20 protein-coding genes are annotated in these 19406 nt (G+C 71.1%); 10 read left to right on the forward strand and 10 right to left on the reverse strand.

The features are described from left to right. The first annotated feature begins 148 nt into the window (after positions 1-148). Both ACYVO7_RS15230 and ACYVO7_RS15235 read left to right on the forward strand, forming a co-directional pair. Positions 149-1249 (forward strand): cache domain-containing protein, encoded by a 1101-nt coding sequence (locus ACYVO7_RS15230; RefSeq protein WP_460450651.1) that lies wholly within the window; start codon positions 149-151, stop codon positions 1247-1249. Continuing rightward, entirely contained in the window at positions 1246-2346 is a 1101-nt protein-coding gene (locus ACYVO7_RS15235; RefSeq protein WP_460450652.1) for a ligand-gated ion channel, read from the forward strand. Before ACYVO7_RS15230 ends, ACYVO7_RS15235 begins: the two co-directional genes overlap by 4 nt. 75 nt (positions 2347-2421) lie before the next feature. Here ACYVO7_RS15235 and hemH read toward each other — a convergent pair whose 3' ends face one another. Then, the gene (gene hemH, locus ACYVO7_RS15240; RefSeq protein ID WP_460450653.1) at positions 2422-3486 is read right to left on the reverse strand and encodes a ferrochelatase; all 1065 of its coding nucleotides are present in this window, start codon (positions 3484-3486) and stop codon (positions 2422-2424) included. Between the two features lie 163 nt (positions 3487-3649). Between hemH and ACYVO7_RS15245 the strand changes: the two genes are divergently transcribed. The 3 genes from ACYVO7_RS15245 (at position 3650) to ACYVO7_RS15255 (ending at position 6951) form a co-directional block, all read left to right on the forward strand. Continuing rightward, on the forward strand, positions 3650-5182 hold the full coding sequence (locus tag ACYVO7_RS15245; RefSeq protein ID WP_460450654.1) for a bifunctional metallophosphatase/5'-nucleotidase: 1533 nt from the start codon (positions 3650-3652) through the stop codon (positions 5180-5182). A 76-nt stretch (positions 5183-5258) separates the two neighbouring features. Then, complete coding sequence (locus ACYVO7_RS15250) at positions 5259-5897, forward strand: DUF1007 family protein (RefSeq protein ID WP_460450655.1); 639 nt, start codon at positions 5259-5261, stop codon at positions 5895-5897. 13 nt (positions 5898-5910) lie between these two features. After that, positions 5911-6951, forward strand: coding sequence for a nickel/cobalt transporter (locus ACYVO7_RS15255; RefSeq protein WP_460450656.1), 1041 nt, complete (start codon positions 5911-5913; stop codon positions 6949-6951). Here the strand turns inward: ACYVO7_RS15255 and ACYVO7_RS15260 are convergent. Genes ACYVO7_RS15260 through nthA form a run of 3 tightly spaced genes read right to left on the reverse strand, consistent with a single transcriptional unit; the run spans position 6948 to position 8679 of the window. Continuing rightward, positions 6948-7340, reverse strand: a complete 393-nt coding sequence (locus ACYVO7_RS15260) for a nitrile hydratase accessory protein (RefSeq protein WP_460450657.1) — start codon at positions 7338-7340, stop codon at positions 6948-6950. The genes ACYVO7_RS15255 and ACYVO7_RS15260 overlap by 4 nt on opposite strands. Then, positions 7337-8002, reverse strand: a complete 666-nt coding sequence (gene nthB, locus ACYVO7_RS15265) for a nitrile hydratase subunit beta (RefSeq protein ID WP_460450658.1) — start codon at positions 8000-8002, stop codon at positions 7337-7339. The genes ACYVO7_RS15260 and nthB overlap by 4 nt, the downstream gene beginning before the upstream one ends. After that, positions 7999-8679 (reverse strand): nitrile hydratase subunit alpha, encoded by a 681-nt coding sequence (gene nthA, locus ACYVO7_RS15270; protein WP_460450659.1) that lies wholly within the window; start codon positions 8677-8679, stop codon positions 7999-8001. Before nthA ends, nthB begins: the two co-directional genes overlap by 4 nt. An 80-nt stretch (positions 8680-8759) precedes the next feature. Here nthA and ACYVO7_RS15275 point away from each other — a divergent pair, with 80 nt between their 5' ends. Beyond that, on the forward strand, positions 8760-9530 hold the full coding sequence (locus ACYVO7_RS15275) for an SDR family NAD(P)-dependent oxidoreductase (RefSeq protein WP_460450660.1): 771 nt from the start codon (positions 8760-8762) through the stop codon (positions 9528-9530). Between the two features lie 4 nt (positions 9531-9534). Here ACYVO7_RS15275 and ACYVO7_RS15280 read toward each other — a convergent pair whose 3' ends face one another. The 3 genes from ACYVO7_RS15280 to ACYVO7_RS15290 form a co-directional block, all read right to left on the reverse strand. Continuing rightward, positions 9535-9663 (reverse strand): hypothetical protein, encoded by a 129-nt coding sequence (locus ACYVO7_RS15280; protein ID WP_460450661.1) that lies wholly within the window; start codon positions 9661-9663, stop codon positions 9535-9537. A gap of 97 nt (positions 9664-9760) precedes the next feature. Beyond that, the gene (locus tag ACYVO7_RS15285) at positions 9761-10963 is read right to left on the reverse strand and encodes an amidase (RefSeq protein WP_460450662.1); all 1203 of its coding nucleotides are present in this window, start codon (positions 10961-10963) and stop codon (positions 9761-9763) included. Between the two features lie 25 nt (positions 10964-10988). Next, positions 10989-12587, reverse strand: a complete 1599-nt coding sequence (locus ACYVO7_RS15290; protein WP_460450663.1) for a gamma-glutamyltransferase family protein — start codon at positions 12585-12587, stop codon at positions 10989-10991. Positions 12588-12707: 120 nt separating this feature from the next. On the opposite strand from ACYVO7_RS15290, the gene ACYVO7_RS15295 reads away from it, so the two are divergent. Further along, positions 12708-12944, forward strand: coding sequence for a hypothetical protein (locus ACYVO7_RS15295; RefSeq protein WP_460450664.1), 237 nt, complete (start codon positions 12708-12710; stop codon positions 12942-12944). Here the strand turns inward: ACYVO7_RS15295 and ACYVO7_RS15300 are convergent. From ACYVO7_RS15300 to ACYVO7_RS15310, 3 genes are all read right to left on the reverse strand, one after another. Continuing rightward, on the reverse strand, positions 12919-13356 hold the full coding sequence (locus ACYVO7_RS15300) for a DUF1850 domain-containing protein (protein ID WP_460450665.1): 438 nt from the start codon (positions 13354-13356) through the stop codon (positions 12919-12921). The genes ACYVO7_RS15295 and ACYVO7_RS15300 overlap by 26 nt on opposite strands. Further along, entirely contained in the window at positions 13328-15436 is a 2109-nt protein-coding gene (locus tag ACYVO7_RS15305; RefSeq protein ID WP_460450666.1) for a TRAP transporter permease, read from the reverse strand. The genes ACYVO7_RS15300 and ACYVO7_RS15305 overlap by 29 nt, the downstream gene beginning before the upstream one ends. An 81-nt stretch (positions 15437-15517) precedes the next feature. Further along, positions 15518-16468 (reverse strand): TAXI family TRAP transporter solute-binding subunit, encoded by a 951-nt coding sequence (locus ACYVO7_RS15310; protein WP_460450667.1) that lies wholly within the window; start codon positions 16466-16468, stop codon positions 15518-15520. Positions 16469-16750: 282 nt separating this feature from the next. Here ACYVO7_RS15310 and ACYVO7_RS15315 point away from each other — a divergent pair, with 282 nt between their 5' ends. The 3 genes from ACYVO7_RS15315 (at position 16751) to aztA (ending at position 19360) form a co-directional block, all read left to right on the forward strand. Continuing rightward, the gene (locus tag ACYVO7_RS15315) at positions 16751-18331 is read left to right on the forward strand and encodes an OpgD/OpgG family glucan biosynthesis protein (RefSeq protein ID WP_460450668.1); all 1581 of its coding nucleotides are present in this window, start codon (positions 16751-16753) and stop codon (positions 18329-18331) included. An 86-nt stretch (positions 18332-18417) separates the two neighbouring features. After that, positions 18418-18612 (forward strand): hypothetical protein, encoded by a 195-nt coding sequence (locus ACYVO7_RS15320; protein WP_460450669.1) that lies wholly within the window; start codon positions 18418-18420, stop codon positions 18610-18612. A 13-nt stretch (positions 18613-18625) separates the two neighbouring features. Continuing rightward, entirely contained in the window at positions 18626-19360 is a 735-nt protein-coding gene (gene aztA / locus ACYVO7_RS15325; protein ID WP_460450670.1) for a zinc ABC transporter ATP-binding protein AztA, read from the forward strand. Positions 19361-19406 lie beyond the last annotated feature (46 nt).

Consider the following 19406-nt stretch of genomic DNA (forward strand, 5'->3'; position numbering starts at 1 on the left):
AGCCGGACCGCGGAAGTCGAGCTTTTCGAATGATAATTGTCAAATATCCTTGCCGCCGACGCTTCGCCTGACGTAGCCTGACGGTGAATCGGCTGCCCCAGGGGGCGGCCGGCGCCCGCTTCCCAGGGCGACTCGGGCCGCACTCGCAATGAGCTTCGCAACGCGTCTTTCCCTCGTCACGGCGGGGGTCCTGTGCCTGGCGATCTGCGCCGTGGTGGCGACCGCGCTGCGCGGCGGGCTGGAGAACGCCCGGGCGCGGCAGCAGGCCGAGCTCGCCGCCGTCGGGCTGCTCATGCGCGACGCCCTCGACCGGTCGAGCGCCTTCGCCCTGGCCCAGGCCGAATCGCTGGCGCGCCAGCCGGAGGTGCGCCGCGCGCTGGCCCAGCGGGACCGGCCCGGCCTCGCCGCGCGCTTCGGCGAGACCTTCGCCTATCTGCGCGGCGAAGCCGGGGTCGAGCTGATGCAGTTCCAGGACGCGGACATGCGGATCCTGGTGCGCCTGCAGGACGTCGAGCGCTTCGGCGACGCCGCCTCGGGTCGCCCGATGGTGGTCGCCGCCAACCGGTCCGGCCGCAGCCAGCGGGGCGTCGAGATCGGGCCCACTGGCGTGCTGGCGCTGCGCGGCGTCGCCCCCATCCTGCTGGAGGGCAAACTCGTCGGCTCCGCCGAGGTCGGCCTCGACATGCGTCCCCTGCTCCAGGCCATTAAGGCCGCGACCGACGCGGAGGCCGCGGTGGTGCTGTCGGCCGCGATGACGCAGACCGGCCGGGGCGCCGCGGGCGACGTCGTCGTCCAGGGCTCGACGGACGACCGGCTCTTCGGCGCGCTCGTCGCGAATCCGGAGTTCAGGCTGGCGCGCGAGCGCATCCAGTTCGAGTCCGTCATCGGCGCCGACCGCTACGCCGTCGTCAACGAGCCGCTGCTTGATTTCTCCGGCCGGATGATCGGCGGCGTGGTGGCGGCGCGCAACGTCAACGTGGCGGCCCGGGCCTTCAACCGCGAGGCGCTGATCCTCGGCTTCATCGGAGCGGTCGGGCTCGTCCTGGCCTTCTCGGTCGTGACGGTTTCGGTGCGGGCCTTCCTGCTGCGCCCGATCGAAGCCATGGCCCTGCACGCCGAGCGTCTCGCCAGGGGCGAGCGGCCGGCCGATCCGCCCCCGATCGGCGGCGCGCGCGAGGTCGCCCGGGCGGCCAGGGCCTTCGGCGCGCTGGCCGACGCGGCCGGGACGCCGCCTGCGGCGAAGCGGTGACGAGGCTGGCCGTCCTCGCCCTGGCGGCGTCGCTGCTCCTGGCGTCCGGCCTGGCGGCCGTCGCCCAGGCGCCGGGCCCCCCGGCCGCTCCGCCGCCTCTCCCCGCCGGCGTGGAGCGGCCCCTGGAGGTGCGCATCAGCGTGCGGGTCCTGAACGTCACCCGCATCCAGGAGGTGCAGAGCGAGGCGAGCGCGCTCGTCGAGTTCACCCAGCGCTGGGTCGATCCCACCCAGCGCTTCGACCGGGTGGAGGCCGGCGCCGAGCGCGTCGACTGGGTGGGCGACGAGGCGGAGGCGCGGCTGGCCCACATCTGGAATCCCGGCGTCGCCATCGAGAACCAGATCGGCCGCCCCCGCGCCCAGACCACGGCGCTGTCGATCTTTCATGACGGCCGGGTCACGCTGATCCGCCGCGTCGACGCCGATCTCCGCGTGGACCTCGGCATGGGGGCCTTCCCCTTCGACCAGCAGTCCATCGCCCTGCGCTTCTCCTCGGCGCGTCATCCGGCCAGCGACGTCGTCCTCGTGACCACCGAGCTCGACCGGGGCTTCTCCACCATCGAGCGCAATCTCTCGGTGACGAACTGGCTGGCGGGCTCGATCGCCTTCCGCAACGAGACCTTCTTCGGCTGGAACGCCCAGCCCTATGCGCGGCTGGTCGCCGTGGCGACCATCGACCGCAACTGGCCGCGCTACATCCTGCGGCTCTTCGTGCCGTTCTTCGCCCTGATGTCGCTGTCGCTCTTCATCCTGTGGGCGCCGGACAGCGTGATCTCGCAGAAGGACCGGGCGCCGATGATCTTCTCGTCGCTGCTGGCGCTGGCGGCCCTGTCCTTCACCTTCGAGTCCAGCTTCCCGGGCTCGATCTCGCTCAATTCGCCGGTCGCGTCGATGATCTCGCTCGGCTATTTCTACCTGCCGCTCGTGCTGCTGATCGACCTCATGCTGAGCCAGACAGGCTCGCGCCTCGCCCGCCGCTATCCGGGGCTCCTGCCCGAGATCAAGCGCAACGCCAGGGTGACGGTGCCGCTGCTGTTCTTCGGCCTGTGCATCCTGCTCGTGCTGGTGTCGGGCGACGACGCGGCGCGGCTCTATTAGAGCGTGCTGCGAAAAGGTGGAGACCGGCTTTTCGCGCCAAAGCATGCGATCAGCATGCTCCAGCCGCCGCCCCGCTCAGATCCAGCCCTGCAGCTCCCGCTCGACCACGGCGCGGATGACGTCCATGCCCTCGTCGGAGTCGTTCAGGCACGGCACATAGGCGAACTGCTCGCCGCCGTGATGCATGAAGTGCTCCTTGTTCTCGCCCTCGATCTCCTCGAGCGTCTCCAGGCAGTCGGCCGAGAAGCCGGGGGCGATCACCAGCACCTTCTTGACGCCGCGCTTGGGCAGCTCGCCCATGGTGTCGATGAGGTAAGGCTTCAGCCATTCGGCCGGCCCGAACCGCGACTGGAAGCACACCATGAAGCGGTCCTTCGATAGCCCGAGCGCCTCGCGCAGCAGGCGGCCGGTCTTCTGGCACTGGCAGTGATAGGGGTCGCCCTTGAGCAGGTACTCCATCGGCACGCCGTGGAAGGACGAGATGATCATGTCCGGCTCGAAATCGATGGTCGCCATCTTGGCCCGCACGGTCTTGGCCAGCGCGTCGATATAAACCGGGTCGTCGTGCCACGGCGCGGCCACCCGAACGGCCGGCTGCCAGCGCATCGTCATCAGCTGCTCGAAGGCCTTGTCGCAGGCCGTCGCGGTCGTGGCCGCGCAGGACTGCGGATAGAGCGGCGCCAGCAGGATGCGGTCGCAGCCCTGCTCCTGCAGCGCCCGGATCCGCGACGGCGTCGAGGGATTGCCGTAGCGCATCGCCCAGTCGACCACGATCCGCGGGTCCTTGGCGGTCAGCGACGCGGCGAGCTTTTCCGCCTGGGAGCGCGTGATGGTCTTCAGCGGCCCCTCATTGGCGTCCTTGTTCCAGATGACGTCGTAGTCCTTGCCCTTGGGGCCAGGACGGACGCTGAGGATGATCAGGTTCAGGATCGGCCACCACAGCCAGCGCGGCGTCTCGATGACGCGCCGGTCGGAGAGAAACTCCTTCAGGTAGCGGCGCATCGACCAGTAGTCGGTGGCGTCCGGCGTGCCGAGATTGAGCAGGAGCACGCCGATCTTGCCGGTGCGCACGGGCGGGTGCGCCTCGGGGAGCGGGCCGACGGCGCGGAAGTCCGCGTCGGGACGGGGCATGACGGTCATCGATTCCTCATCGCATTCAATGCGTAAACTAGGCCGTGCCGGCCCCGCGTAAAGCCCTGCCCGCCCCCCGGGGCAGGTTTGTGGAGCCGTGGCGGCCGCCTGCTTGCCAAGACGCCGATCCTCGTTTCCAGTATGCCGGACGACCCCCGCCATGGAGACCAGAATGCGCCCGATCACCCGCAGAGACACCTTCCGCCTCGCGGGCGGCGCCGGCGCGCTGGCGATCCTGGCCCAAGGCGCAGCCCTCGCCCAGACCGCCGCAGGTCCGGTCAAGGTCACCTTCGTGCTCACCAACGACGTCTACGTCATGAGCGAGGAGAAGGGTCGCGGTGGGATGGCCCGCCTCGCCGCCGTGGTCAAGGCCGAGCGCGAGAAGAACCCCAACACGCTGTTCGTCCATGCGGGCGACACGTTGTCGCCCAGCCTGATGTCGGGCTTCGACCAGGGCGCGCACATGATCGAGTTCCTCAACGCCATGAAGCTCGACGCCTTCACGCCGGGCAACCACGAGTTCGACTTCGGCAAGGACGTGTTCCTGAAGCGCATGGCCGAAGCGAAGTTCCCGGTCTACGCGGCCAATGTCCGGGCCGCGGACGGCGGCCCCGCGCCGGGGATCTCCCCCAGCGTCATCCGGGACTTCGGCGGCGTGCGCATCGGCATCCTCGGCTCGGCGCTGGAGACCACGCCGGCGATCTCCAGCCCCGGCGACCTGACGTTCAGTCCCTCGTTCGAGTCGATCCGGGCCGAGGCCAAGGCGCTGCGCGAGAAGGGCGCCGACTTCGTCGTGGCGCTCACCCACACCGACCGCGCCACGGATCTGCGCCTGTTCGACGCCCGCGCCGTCGACCTCCTGCTGACCGGCCACGACCACGACCTGCGCGTCGCCTATGACGGCAGGACCGCCATGGCGGAGTCCGGCGAGGACGCCGAATACGTCATCGTCATCGACGTGGCGCTCGACCTCAAGGTCGACGGCTCCAGGCGCACGCTGGCCTGGCATCCGCAGTTCCGCATCGTCGACACCGCCACGGTGACGCCCGACCCCGAGGTGCTCGCCATCGTGAAGCGCTACGAGGCCGAGCTCTCCCGGGAGCTCGACGTCGAGATCGCCACCCTGGCGGTCGATCTCGACAGCCGTAACGCGACGGTCCGCGGCGGCGAGGCCGCGATCGGCAACCTCATCGCGGACGCGCTGCGGTCGGCCATGAAGGCGGACGTCGCCATCACCAACGGAGGCGGCATCCGGGCCAACCGGCAATATGCCGCCGGCGCCAAGCTGACGCGCCGCGACGTCCTCAGCGAGCTGCCCTTCGGCAACAAGACGGCGGTGACGGAGATCACCGGCGCGGCCGTCAGGGCCGCCCTGGAGAACGGCCTCAGCCAGGTCGAGAACCGCGGCGGGCGCTTCCCGCAGGTGTCCGGCCTGAAGGTCGAGGCCGACGCGCGCCAGCCGGTCGGCAAGCGCGTGCTCTCCGTCCAGGTGAACGGCGTCCCGCTCGACGAGGCGAAGATCTACAGGGTGGCCACCAACGACTTCATGCTGCGCGGCGGCGACGGCTACACGGCGCTGGCCGGCAAGGTCGCGGCGACGATCGACACCGGCGACAGCCTGATGGCGAACGACGTCATGGTCTACGCCCGGCGCCTCGGAACCATCGAGAGCCGGGTCGAGGGCCGCGTCGTCGTCCTGAAGTGAGGCGCGCCCGCGCCCCGCTTTCGCCGCGGTTCGGCGGCAAGCCATCAGGCAGGACACCGCAGGGGGCGCCGGGACCATGCCGAAACGACTGAGGCTGCTGCTCGCCGCCTTGCTGGCCCTGTCGGCGCTGGCCCGGCCGGCCCTGGCGCATCCGCATGTCTGGGTGGTGGTGAATTGCGAGGTGGTGTGGACGCCGGACGGCCGCATCGGGGCCATCAAGCACCGCTGGAGCTTCGACGAGGCCTATTCCAGCTACGCCGTGCAGGGACTGGACGCCAACAATGACGGCGTCTACTCGCGCGAGGAGCTGGCCGACCTCGCCAAGGTCAACACCGAATCCCTCTCCGAATTCGGGTTCTTCACCGTGGTGAAGGCCGACGGCAAGCGGCAGGACTTCGCGCCGCCGACGGACTATGGGCTGGAGCATGGCGACGGCAAGCTCGTCCTCCACTTCACCCTGCCCCTGAAGGAGCCCGCCTTCGCCAAGCGGACGCTGATCCTGGACGTGTACGACCCCACCTTCTTCGTCGACTTCTCCTATGCCGAGGGCGACGACGCCGTGAAGCTCGCCGCCGCCCCGAAAGGCTGCGCCATCCAGCTCTCGCGCCCGAAGAAGCCGGACCAGGCCAAGCAGCCGGCCCTGACGGAGGACTATTTCGCCAACGCCAATATGGGCCTGCAATTCGCCTCCAAGGTGATCATCGCATGCCCGTGACGGGGAGCCGGCCGTGAGCAGCGTCGTCGCGCAGGGGCGGGCCGGCCTGTCCGCCCGGCGCAGGCGCGTCCTCCTGGGCGCGGCCATCGCGCTGGCGGCGCTGGCGCTCGTCGGCCTGGCGGGCGCGGCGCTGTCCTGGGCCATGGGCGGCCTCGCGGCGGCCCCTCCTCCGCGCAGCCCCTTCGGGGTCGGCGTGCGCGAGGGCGGCGGCTCGGCGACCGGCCTGGTCGGCTGGATCCTGGCGACCCAGGGCCGCTTCTACCAGCAACTCACGGCCGCGATCCGCGAGATGAAGCAGCAGGGCGGCGCCGCCTGGACGCTGGCCGGCCTGAGCTTCGCCTATGGGGTCTTCCACGCCGCCGGCCCGGGCCACGGCAAGGCGGTGATCTCGGCCTGGATTCTCGCCAACGAACGGGCGCTGAGGCGCGGCCTCGCCATGGCGTTCGCGGCCGCAGCGCTGCAGGCCCTGGTGGCGATCGCGCTCGTCTCGGCGCTGTCCGGGATCCTGCGCGTCACCGCCATGCGCATGACCGGGGTGACGAGCGCGGTCGAGATCGCCAGCTTCGCCGCCGTGGCGCTGGTCGGAGCGGCGCTGACCTGGCGCAAGTCCCAGCGCCTGGCGGCCCGGATCGCGCCCGACGGCGCCGTCCACTCCCATGCGCCGGGCGAGGCCTGCGGGCCGGATTGCGGCCACGCCCACCTGCCCGGCCCGGAGCGGGCCTCGGGCGGCTGGAGGGAGGCCGCCGGCGCGGTGCTGGCGGCGGGGCTGCGGCCGTGCTCGGGCGCGATCATCGTGCTGGTCTTCGCCATGGCGCAGGGCCTGTACGCCGCGGGCGTCGGGGCCGTGGTCGCGATGGGCCTAGGGACCGCGCTCACCACCTCGGCGCTCGCAGCGCTGGCCGTCTTCGCCAAGGGCGCGGCCCTGCGGGCGGCCGCCGGACGCGGCCAGGCCGGAGAGTGGATCGCCGGCGGTCTGGAGGTGCTGGCCAGCGCGTTCGTGTTCGCGCTCGGGCTCGCGCTCGTCCTCGGCCTCGCCGGAGGCGGCGCCGGCTAGCCCCGGGCGGCCCGCATCGGGTCGTTGTCCAGCAGGATCGGAGCGCCATGCGGCGTCGCCCGCGCGGCCCTGTCCCAGGCCTCGCGCCTCGCCGCGAGCGCCTCCGCGGCGGCGGCTCCGCGCTCGACGACGAGCCCCTCCAGCGCCGCGAGCCAATGCCGGTAGTAGGTCTCGCCCGTATCCGGGTCGCCTCCGGCCTGCGCGCGGCGGATCTCGGCGCTGAGGCGCTCGGCCCATTCCGGCCAGGTGAACAGGCCGGCCTGGTTCAGCGCCACCGCCATCGCGAAGGCCTGCGCCTCCCAGGGTTCGCGGAACACCGGCCCGGCCGCGTCGCAGGGCAGCGACGGAACGGCCGCCTGCGCGGCGGCGTGCGGCTCGCTCCCGCTCACGGCGCGGGCTCCAGATAGGGCTCCCAACAGTCGATGCTGACGCTCAGCGTCGGATCGGCCCCGTCGCCCCACAGCTCCGCCCCGGAAAAGCGCACCGAGTAGCACCATTGCGGGTTTTCGCCCTCCCCATGCGCGTTGCTGTCGGGGAACACATGCGCGCCGTGGACGCGCTCGACCACGCCCGCCTTGCCGCGGGCGTAGCGCGGCAGCCGCGTGTGGCCGGTCGGGTGCATCACGCGGGTGACCACCGCGTCCCCGACGCCGAACCGCGCCGGCCGCTCCGCCGGGCGCTCGCAGGGGCCGCCCCGCGCCAGCATGGCGGGGACGTTCTGCGCCGTCACGGCCGGCCGCGCGGTCGGTCGGGCCGGGCGAAGCGCATGGCCGGCCTCGATCTCGTCCGCCCCGACGAGGCCGCGGGCGGCGAGCAGCTTCAGGAGCCCCTTGGTCCAGATCTCGTAATAGCTCGAGGTCAGGTATTCGGGCGGCGGCAGCGTCTCGCGGGCGTGGCGGCTCATGTCGATGTTCCACTCGCCGAGGCCGCCGCAGGCCAGCGTCACCGCCAGAGCGCGCTTCTCCCATTCGGCATGGAACGCCGGCTCGTCCGGCTCGGGCGAGACCGGGCCGAATCCCATCATGCCGCCGAGGTCCTGGGCGCCGTTCATGCCGCGTCTCCCGCCGCCGATGGGGCCAGCGCGAGGCCGGTCCCGATCATGGAATTGCGCGTCACCAGCCCGGCGAGGCGCTCCTCGCTCCAGCCCTGCGTCCCCTCCGGCCGCATCGGCAGGACGAGGTAGCGGACCTCCGCCGTCGAATCCCAGACCCTGATCCGGGTGGAGGCCGGCAGGACGACGCCGAACTCGGCCAGCACGCCGCGCGGATCGATCACCGCGCGCGAGCGATAGGGCGCGGACTTGTACCAGACGGGCGGCAGCCCGAGCACGGGCCACGGATAGCAGGAGCACAGGGTGCAGACGACGAGGTTGTGCTCCTGCGGCGTGTTCTCGACGACCACCATGTGCTCGCCCTGGCGCCCGCCGAAGCCGAGCTCCGCGATGGCCGCTGTGGCGTCGGCCCTGAGCCGCTGCAGATAGGCCGGATCGCTCCACGCCTTGGCGACCACGCGGGCGCCGTTGCGGGGTCCGATCCGCGTCTCATAGGTCTCGATCAGCACGTCGATCGCGGCGGGGTCGATCAGACCCTTCTCGACCAGGATCGACTCCAGCGCCCGCACCCGCAGCGCCGTCTCCGACAGCTCCGACGTGGCGTGCGCGTGATCGTGGTCGTGGCCGTGGTCGTGGCCGTGGTCGTGCGGATGAGGGTGGTCGTGATGCTGGGTCATGGCGCCTGCTTTCCGGGCGATCAGGCTACCGCCTCGCGCGTGCTCCTGTCATCATCGCGCCGTCAGGAAACGGAGCCGCCATGATCGCCTCGCAGCTGTTCGACCTTGCCGGAGACGTCGCGCTGGTGACGGGAGCCTCGGGCGGGCTGGGCGCCCGCTTCGCCGCGGTGCTGGCCGCCAACGGCGCCAAGGTGGCGCTCGTGGCGCGCCGGCGCGACGCGCTGGACGCGCAGGTCGAGGCCATCCGGGCGCGCGGCGGCGAGGCTGTCGCCGTGGAGGCGGACGTCACCGACCGGGCCGCCCTCGCCAGGGCCTTCGACGCCGCCGAGCAGGCCTTCGGGACCGTCACCCTCCTGGTGAACAACGCCGGGATCGCCCCGGCCGCTCGCCTCACGGACGAGACGCCGGAGAGCTGGGGACGCGTGATGGCGCTGAACCTCGACGCCGCGCTGTTCGCTTCTCAGGAGCTCGCGGCCCGGCTGGCGGCCGCCGGACGGCCGGGCGCGATCGTCAACATCGCGTCCATCCTGGGGTTCGGGGTGCAGAAGGGCGTCGGCGCCTACGCCACCTCCAAAGCGGCGCTGCTGCAGCTCACCAAGGCGTTGGCGCTGGAGCTCGCGCCCAAGCGGATCCGGGTGAACGCGCTCTGTCCCGGCTATATCGCCACCGACATCAACCGCGACTGGCTGGCCTCCCCGGCCGGGCAGGCGATGCTGCCGGCGATCCCGATGCGGCGTTTCGGAGAGGATTCCGACCTCGACGGCCCGCTGCTGCTGCTCGCGTCGCGGGCCGGAAGCTTCATGACGGGCGCGGCGCTGGTCGCCGACGGCGGCCAGCTCGCGCCCCTGTAGAGGCTCAGGCGTAGGCCGCGGCGACCTGCGACAGGCGCATCACCAGCATCGCGGCGAGGCCGGCCATGATCAGCACGTCCACGAGGCGATAGGCCGGCGCTTGGCTCAGCCGGGCCAGGGTCAGGGTTCTCATGCTCGCCTCCGGCGACAGGGGGCCGTCCTGGCCCCGTTCACCGGAGAATGCGCGCATCTCCTGAATCGACCCTGAATCCGACCCCTCGAATTGTCGCTCAGGCGATACGGACCGCCATCGCGCGGGCGACTTCGCCGGCGAGGCGCACCAGCGACAGGTCCGAGCCCGCCGGGCCGATCAGCGACAGGCCGAACGGCCCGCCCTCGTGCTCGCCGGCCGGGATCGAGACCTGCGGGAATCCCGACAGTCCCGAAAGGCACAGGAGCCGCAGCGACTGCGCCCGCGAGGTCTCCAGCGCCGCCTCGTCGGAGGCCAGCAGCGGCGCGGGTCCCGGGACGGTGGGCAGCATCAGGACGCCGTCCCGCCCCAGCAGCAGGCCGAGATGGCGCCGGAAGCTCTCCCGGACGGAGCGCCCTTCCGCGGCGTCCTTCTCGCTCACCGTGCGCCCATACTCGAAGCGCTCGCCGATGCCCGGCCCGAGCGCAGGCCTGAAGGCGGTGATGAACTCTCCGTGCGACCGCCAGGATTCGACGCCCTGCAGCCAGCGAAAGGCCCAGTAGAGCGCGTCGAAGTCCGGCGCGGCGACGGTCGTCCCCTTGATGGGGCGCAGCATCCGGTCGATCCGGCCCAGCAGCGTCTCGAGCTGGCGCACGGGCGCGTCCTCGGCCAGGCCGAAGCAGTCCTCGGCCTTGAGGAGACGCGCGGGTCCGGCGAGCGGGTGCGGGTCTTCGCCCAGGATGGCCTCGCCGACGCGCTCGAAGGTGCGCTCGTCGCGGGTGAACCAGCCGGGCGTGTCGAAGCTCGCCGCCAGCGGCATGGTGAGGTCGAGCGGCAGGCGCCCGTGCGTCGGCCGGATTCCGTAGAGGCCGCAATAGCTCGCCGGCCCGCGCACCGAGCCGCCGGTGTCGGAGCCGAGCCCGATGTCGCACAGGCGCGCCGCCGTGGCGGCGGCGGAGCCCGAGGACGACCCGCCCGGCACCCGGTCCGGCGCAGCCGGATTGATGGGCGTGCCGAAATGGTTGTTCTTGCCGTTCAGCGAATAGGCGAGCTCGACCGTGTGGGTCTTGCCGACGAAGCGCGCCCCGGCGTCGAGGAAGCGCTGCACGATCGGCGCGTTTTGCGGCTTCACGTCGGAGAGCGCGAGCTTGGTCGGCTGGCCGCAGCCGGTGCGGTAGCCGGCGACGTCGAAGATGTCCTTCACGGCCAGCGTGAGGCCGGCCAGCGGCCCCGAAGGCGCGTTGGCGACCGGATGCTCCGGAAAGGGCATGAAGGCGTGGACGGGATCATCCTGCGTGGGCATCGGAACCTCCGGAACGTGTGCGTGATCAGACGCCGGCCGAGCCGCCGTCCGACCGGGGATCGTGGACGGCGCTGACGGCGCCGTTGCGCGGGTCGCGGACCAGCATGCCGGCGTGGCCGAGCGTGTCGGAATAGCCGTCGGCCAGCACCTCCACCTCGTGCCCGGCCTTCTCCAGGGCGCGGATGAGGGAGGGATCGAACCGGTTCTCCAGCTTCAGCGACGTGGAGGCGGAGCCCCAGGTCTTGCCGAGCAGCCAGCGCGGCGCGTCGACGGCGGCGGCCGGATCCATGCCGAATTGCGCGTAGCGGGAGAATATCGCCGCCTGGAACTGCGGCTGCCCGTCGCCGCCCATCGACCCGTAGGACATCACCCGGCCGTCCTCCAGCACGGCGAGGGCCGGGTTGAGCGTGTGGAAGGGCTTGCGGCCCGGCTCCAGCGGGTTCACGGCCCTGGGGTCGAGCGAGAAGGAGATCCCGCGGTTCTGCCACAGCATGCCGGTGGTCGGCAGCACGCAGCCCGAGCCGTACTCCCAGTAGGTCGACTGGATGTAGGACACCGCCATGCCCTTGGCGTCGATCGCGCCCATCCAGACCGTGTCGCCCTCGCCCCAGGCGAGCGGGAACTGGGCGGCCTGGGTCATCGAGATCGCCTGCGCCTCGCCGTCCAGGAACGCCGCCGACAGATAGTCGGCGGGATCGTAGACGAGGCGGGCCGGGTCGGTCACGACCGCGTCGCGCACCCGGAAGGCGCGCTTGGTCGCCTCCACCATCCCGTGCAGATGCTCGAAGCCCTCGCCGCGGGAGACGCCCAGCCGCGAGAACAGCGCCAGGATGATCAGCGAGGCCAGCCCCTGGGTGGGCGGCGGGAAATTGTAGAGCTGCGCGCCCGGGATCGCGACCGTGAGCGGCTCGACCATCCTGGCCCGGTAACGCTCCAGGTCGGCCCGCGTCACCGGCGCGCCGATCCGCTCCAGGTCCGCCGCGATCTCGCGGCCGACGTCGCCGCGGTAGAAATCGTCCAGCCCGGCGTTGCCGAGCTGGTCCAGCGTCGCGGCGAGCGCCGGCATCCTCCGGATCGCGCCCGCCTTCGGCAGGTCGCCCTCCTGGTCGAGGAAGAGCGCGGCGAAGCCCGGCGCCTGCTTCAGCTCGGCGAACAGGTTCGGGACGCCGCGGGCCTCCGACGCCGTCACCGCGCAGCCGTCGCGGGCGTGGCCGATCGCGGCCTCCAGCAGCGTCTTCAGCGGCAGCCGCCCGCCGATCGCCTTGGAGAGCTCGTTCGCCAGGGCCCAGCCGCCGACCGCCCCCGCCACCGTGACGGCGGCGTCCGGCCCGCGCGACGGGATCGCGTCGCACTCCTTGTCGCGATAGCGCTTGATGGTGGCGAGGCTGCCCGCCGGGCCGCAGGCCTCGATGGCCCGCATGCGGCCGGACGACTCGCGGATGAGCCAGAAGCCGTCGCCGCCGACGGCGTTCATGTGCGGGTAGACCACCGCGATCACGGCCGCCATGGCGATCATGGCCTCGATGGCGTCCCCGCCTTCGGCCAGCGTCTCCCGACCCGCCTGCGCCGCGAGGCGGTGAGGGGCCGCGGCCGCGGCTTTCGAGAAGACAGGCGTGTCGGACATGATCGGTTCTAGGCTCTGCGGGAGGGGAAGCGCCGGCGCGCGGCGCCGACGACGCGCATCCTTGCACGCGGCCCTGCGCCGATATAGTCCATGGGCGTCAGAACGACGAGGGAGAGACGCGTGGCCGCGACCGGCAGCTTGAACCGCAAGAACCTGCTCACGATCGTGAGCGTCGGCATCCTGGTCGGGACCGAACTCGTGGGGCTTGCGCTGGCGGCGGGCTGGGCTCTGGCCGGCATCTTCCAGCTCGGGACGGCGTATGAATACGCCTTCATGGCGATCTTCGGCGCGATGGGCCTGTATGCGCTGTTCCGCTTCATGCAGCGCGCCGTCAAGGTCGAGCCGATCCGGAACTGACCGGCTCCGCCGGGCAGGCGCGCAGCGTCACCGGGTCCGCCCCGGCCGGAACCATCTCGTCCATGCGGCGGCATCGGCCGTCGGCGCACAGGCGCCAGTCGGCCGTGAAGCCGGAGCGCCTGAGCACGAGCTCCGGCAACGCCGGCAGGCGCGGGGTCCAGCGCCAGACCCCGCCTTCCAGCCTGGCCTCGGGCGGCGGCTCCATCCCGGCGCCGCTGCCCTTCACCCGGGCCTGCTCCAGCACGAGTCCGGCCGCCGTGACGCGCCAGTCCTCCTCCCACGGGATCTTCTCGATGGAGTGCGTCCAGGCCAGCGTGAACGCCGCCGCGCCGGCGAGCTTCGCCACGAGCGCGCCGGCGGCGTAGACGCACAGGCCCGGCACCTCAGGCCCGCGCCGGCGCGCGTCTCGCACGCAGGACGTTGAGCGCCGTCACGGCCGCCGCGAGGACGAGGCCGGACGTGTCGCTCCACGGGAAGTCGCCGATGATCAGCGCGGCGGCGACGCCCGCGAGCGCCCGCTCTGCGAGCGTGGTCCTGACCGCCAGGTAGCCGATGGCCGCCACGCCGGACATGCCGATCACCACGAGCGCCTTGGCGAACACCAGGGCGACCTCCACCCAGTAGCCGTACTGGGCGGCGATCGCGCCCCCGGACTGGAGCATCAGCGACGGCTCGTAGACGGACATGAACGGGATGAGGAAGCCCGCCAGGGCGATGCGGGTGGCCTGCCAGCCGATGGCGTCGGGCGACGCCTTGGCGATGGGCGCCGCGGCCAGCGCCGCCAGCGCCACCGGCGGCGTCAGGTCGGCGATGATGCCGTAGTAGAACACGAACATGTGGCTGACGATCAGCGGCACGCCGAGCTTGAGCAGCGCCGGCGCGGCCAGCGACGCCGTGATGATGTAGGTCGGGATGGTGGGCAGCCCCGTCCCGAGCACGATCGACGTCACCATCACCAGGAGCAGGCACAGGAACACCGAGTTCTCGCCGAAGCCCACGATGTAGCCGCCCAGGATGGTGGCCGCGCCGGTGAGCGTCATCGTGCCGATGACGGTGCCCACGATGGCGCAGGCGAGGCCGACCGGCAGGGCCTGGCGCGCGCCGTCCGCCAGCGCGTCGCGGCACATGACGAGCGTCTCGCGCCCTCCCCGGCTGAACAGGTTGGCGGCGATCAGGACCGCGACCAGGGTCAGCACGATGCCGATGCCGAGCCACAGGAACGAGGCCGCCGTGAGGCCGACCACGATCCAGAACGCCACCCTGAAGGCCTGGGCGGACAGGCCGAGCGCGATCGCGCCGCCCAGGATCATCACGACCGTCAGCGCCAGCCCGACGGATCCGGCGAACAGCGGCGTGAAGCCGTGCATCAGCAGGTAGATCAGGACGCCGAGCGGCAGCACGAGGTGCCACTGGCGCCTGAGGGCGGCGAGCGGGCTCGGCAGCTCCGACCGCGGCACGCCGTGCAACCCTTCCTTGCCGGCTTCCAGATGCACCATCCAGAACGCCGAGGCGAAATACAGGACGGCCGGGATGATGGCCGCCTTGACGATCTCGGCGTAGGGCACGCCGATGTTCTCGGCCATGATGAACGCCACCGCGCCCATCACGGGCGGCATGATCTGCCCGCCCATCGAGGCGGTGGCCTCGACGCCCCCCGCGAAGGAGGCCTTGTAGCCGAAGCGCTTCATCAGCGGGATGGTGAACTGGCCGACCGTGACCACATTGGCCACGCCCGAGCCCGAGATGGTGCCCATGAAGGCGGAGGATACGACCGCCACCTTGGCCGCGCCGCCCCGGGTCGAGCCGACGAGCCCCAGCGACACGTCGTTGAAGAACTGGATCATGCCGGCGCGCTCCAGGAACGCGCCGAACAGGATGAAGAGATAGATATAGGTCGCCGACACGCCGGTCGGGGTCGAGTAGATCCCTTCCGTGCCGAACGCGAACTGTTCGACCACCTGCTCGAGGCTGAAGCCGCGGTGGTCGAGCGGGGCCGGCAGATAGTCTCCGAACAGCGCATAGGCCACGAAGGCCAGGCAGATGAGCGGCAGCGCCGCGCCCATCAGGAACCAGGCCGCGCCGAACAGGATCACCAGCCCGGTCAGGCCGACGGCCATGTCGAGATGGGTGAGCTCGCCCGCCCGGTTCACGAGGTCGAGATAGAAGATCCAGTGATAGAGCCCCACCCCGAAGCCGACGATCCCGACCAGCCAGGCCAGCGTCCGCCACAGGCCCGGAGGCGCCTTGTGGTTGGCGACGAGCGCGCAGGCGACCAGCACCAGGAACCCGACATGGACGGTCCGCAGCACCTGCGTCGGCAGGATGGCGTAGATGGAGGTGGCGATCTGGAACACCGAGAAGGCCAGCGCGATGGCGAACAGCGCCTTGGCGGGCCACCCCGCGCCCCAGCCGGGCGGCAGCCCGTGCTCGATCTCCATCTCGGTGAGGGAGGTTGAGGGCATGGGGTCGGCGCGCAAAGATGCGTCGGTCATCAGGCTGGCGTCCCGGGCAGGCATGGGCCGCGGCGGCGCGCCGCGGCAGGCTTCGTCATTAGGGGCGGTGCGGGCGATGGCCTACTTGGCCACGCCCTTCTCCTTGAAGAAGCGCTCGGCGCCCGGATGCAGCGGAATGGGCATGCCCTGCAGGGCGTTCTGGAGGGAGATCTCCTTGCCGGCGCTGTGGGCCGAGGCCAGCTCGGGCAGGCGGTCGTACATCGCCTTCGTCATGGCGTAGACCTCGTCGTCCTTCAGGTCGGAGCGCGTCACCAGGTAGTTGATGACGGCGGCGGCCTGCACGTCCTTGTCCTGGCCCGTATAGGTGTTGGCCGGGATGGTCGCCTTGACGTAGGGCGCGCCGACCTTGTCGACGATCGCGGCCGGGATCTCGACCACGATGATGTCGACCGACGAGGCGAGGTCGCGGATGGCAGCGACGCCGAGGCCGGCCGACTGCAGCGTCGCGTCGAGCTGGCGGTTCTTCATCAGGTCGACGGATTCGGCGAAGGGCAGGTACTCCACCTTGCCCAGGTCCTTGTAGGTGATTCCGGCGCCGTTCAGGATGGCGCGGGCGTTCAGCTCCGTGCCGGACTTCGGCGCGCCCACCGAGAGGCGCTTGCCCTTCAGGTCCGCGAGCGTCTTGATGCCGCTCTCCTTCGACGCCACGACCTGGATGTAGTTGGGGTAGATGGCCGAGACGCCGCGCAGCTTGGTGAGCTTGGCCTTGAAGCCGGCCTCCTCGTTGCCCTCCCACGCGAAGGCGAGGCTGTCGCCGAGCGTGAAGGCGATCTCGCCCTTGCCCTGCTGGAGCAGATTGAGGTTTTCGACAGACGCCTTGGTGGCCTGGACCGAGGGACGCGAGCCCGGGAGGGCCTCGCCATAGACCTTCGCCAGCGCCACTCCCATCGGGTAGTAGACGCCGGAGGTGCCGCCGGTCAGGACGTTTATGAAGTCTGCGGCGGAGGCCGGCGCATGGGCGGCCAGGCCGAAGGCGGCGGCGCACGCCACGCGAGCGATGCTTCTGATCACGTTTCTCTCCCTGGGGTTCGAGATCGCGGTTCGCCCGCGAATGGTTTTGCAAAGCCGGCCTTGCGGCCCAAGATGGCCGCACAGTGCCCCAAAGCGTCGCCAAAAGACAAGCTTTTGCAAGGACGCCATCCGAAGCCGCCCGTTTTGGAGCGCTCGCGCCCTTCGCTGCGGTCCCGCCTGGGCTTTCCCGCGCGGGTCCGCGCCCTCGCGCCGCCGATTTCGCTGGTGAAGGCCGCGCTGGACCGTTGCGGTTTCGATCCTCTCGCCCAATATGGCCCCGTCATGAGCCTCGATCGCCGCACCTTCCTCCAGTTGTCCGCCGCCGTCCAAGCCGCCGCCGCCCTGGGCGTCGGGCCGGCCCAGGCCCAGAAGGCCGATGGTCTGACCTTCGGCCCCGCCGAGCCCTTCAGCTTCGAGGGGCTGAAGCGCCACGCCAAGGAGCTCGCCGGCAAGCCCTATGAGAGCCCGCCGCGGCCGAACCCCGAGATCGTCCGCCAGATCGACTACGACGCCCACGGCAAGCTTCGCTACAAGCTGGAGAACGCGCTCTGGGGCGAAGGCGGCAGCGTCTTCCCGATCAGCTTCCAGCATGTCGGGCTGTACTTCCAGAAGACCGTGCGGATGCACCTCATCGAGAAGGGCGCGTCGCGCGAGATCCAGTACAACCCCAACCTGTTCATGGGCGGCCCGGACCACGTCGCCCGCAAGCTGCCGCCCGAGCCCTCCGCCTTCGCCGGCTTCTGGGTGCACGAGAGCCGCAATTCCCCGGCCTGGAAGAAGGCCGAGCCCTGGGCGACCTTCCTCGGCGCGTCCTATTTCCGCGCCGTCGGCGAGCTCGGCCAGGTCGGCCTCTCGGCCCGCGGGCTGGCGCTCGGCCCAGGCACGGCGAGCCCGGAGGAGTTTCCCGACTTCGTCTCCTTCTGGTTCGAGCCGGCCCTGACCGAGAAGGACCCGCTGATCGTCAACGCCCTGATGGACAGCCCGAGCCTGACCGGCGCCTACCGCTTCGCGTTGACGCGAGGCAAGGGCGTGGTCATGGACATCGACGCCAACATCAACCTGCGCAAGCCGGTCGAGCGCATGGGCGTGGCCCCGCTCACGTCGATGTACTGGTTCTCCGAGACCGTGAAGCCGACCGCCGCGGACTGGCGCCCGGAGATCCACGACTCCGACGGCCTCGCGATGTGGAACGGCAAGGGCGAGCACATCTGGCGGCCGCTCAACAACCCGTCCCACATCATGGTCTCGAGCTTCGTGGACCAGTCGCCCCGCGGCTTCGGGCTGTGCCAGCGCGACCGCAATTTCGAGAACTATCAGGACGGCGTGCGCTACCAGCTGCGCCCCAGCGCCTGGGTGGAGCCCTTGGGCGACTGGGGCGACGGTGCCATCCAGCTCACCGAGATTCCGACCGACGACGAGATCCACGACAACATCGTGGCCATGTGGGTGCCGCGCGACCCCACGGCCGCGGGCAAGAGCTACGACCTGCGCTACCGGCTGCACTGGCTGGCCGACGAGCCCTACCCGTCTCCCCTGGCGCGCTGCATGGCGACCCGGATGGGCAATGGCGGCCAGCCCGGCCAGCCGCGGCCCAAGGGCGTGCGCAAATTCATGGTCGAGTTCAAGGGCGACGTGCTGTCCAAGATGCCCTTCGGCGTGAAGCCCGAGCCCGTCCTGTGGGCCTCCCGCGGGACGTTCTCCTACATCTACACCGAGGCGGTGCCGAACGAGATCCCCGGCCACTGGCGCGCCCAGTTCGACTTCACGGTCGACGGCAAGGACCCGGTGGAAATGCGCCTCTATCTCAAGCACGGCGACGAGGTGCTGAGCGAGACCTGGCTCTACCAGTACCACCCGTTCTGAGGCGAGGCGGAGGGCCCGTCCCCCTTGCGCTTGGGGAAAGAGTTCGGACACTGAAGTTACAACATAACATTCGGCTTGCGCCGGGAATGTTATGTTGTAACATCCGGGTCGCCGCAGCCCTGCGCTGCGTCCTGCTGGATTTCCTGTTCGTGCAGCACGCCCACCGCCATCCCGCGTCCCCGCCCTTCTCGCTGCTGCGGCTCTCCGCGGCGCAGCGCCTGGCCGGAGTCGGCGCGATCCTGATCGCGCTGTGGGCGATGGTCGCCTGGGCCCTGGCCTGAAGGGACCCGCCGCATGAGCGCCATCCGCTTCCAAAACGTCACGCTGGGCTACGAGCGTCATCGGGTCGTGCATCACCTGCGAGGCGAGGCGCCGGCCGGCAGCCTGCTCGCCGTGGTGGGCCCGAACGGGGCCGGCAAGTCGACCCTGCTGAAGGGAATCGCCGGCGCGCTGAAGCCCCTCGGCGGCTCCATCGCGTTCGATCGGCCCGGGGTCCGGGTGGCCTATCTCCCGCAGGCCGCCGACATCGACCGCGCCTTTCCGATCCATGTGTACGACCTCGTCGCCATGGGGCTCTGGCGGCGCAGCGGCGTGCTGGGCGGCGTCGGGCGGCGCGACCGCGCCGCCATCGAGACCGCCATCGCGGCGGTCGGCCTGACGGGCTTCGAGGACCGGTCCATCGGGTCGCTCTCGGGCGGCCAGATGCAGCGGGCGCTTTTCGCCCGCCTGCTGCTGCAGGACGCCGGCGTGATCCTGCTGGACGAGCCTCTCACCGCCATCGACGCCAAGACCAGCGCCGACCTCCTCGACCTCGTGCGCCGCTGGCACGCCGAGGAGCGCACGGTCATCGCCGTCCTGCACGATTTCGATGTGGTCCGGTCGGTGTTCCCGCAGACCCTGCTGGTCGCCCGGGAAGCCGTCGCATGGGGCCGCACCGACGAGGTGATGACCCCCGAGAACCTCCTGAAGGCGCGCCGGATGGTGGAGGCCCCCGACCCGTTCGCGGCGGCCTGCAACCGCGCCGCCTGAGGCGATCCCAAGGCCCGACCCCATCCGACGCCTCGAGGCGGCGAGC

It is taken from the genome of Alsobacter sp. SYSU BS001988 (assembly GCF_054796215.1).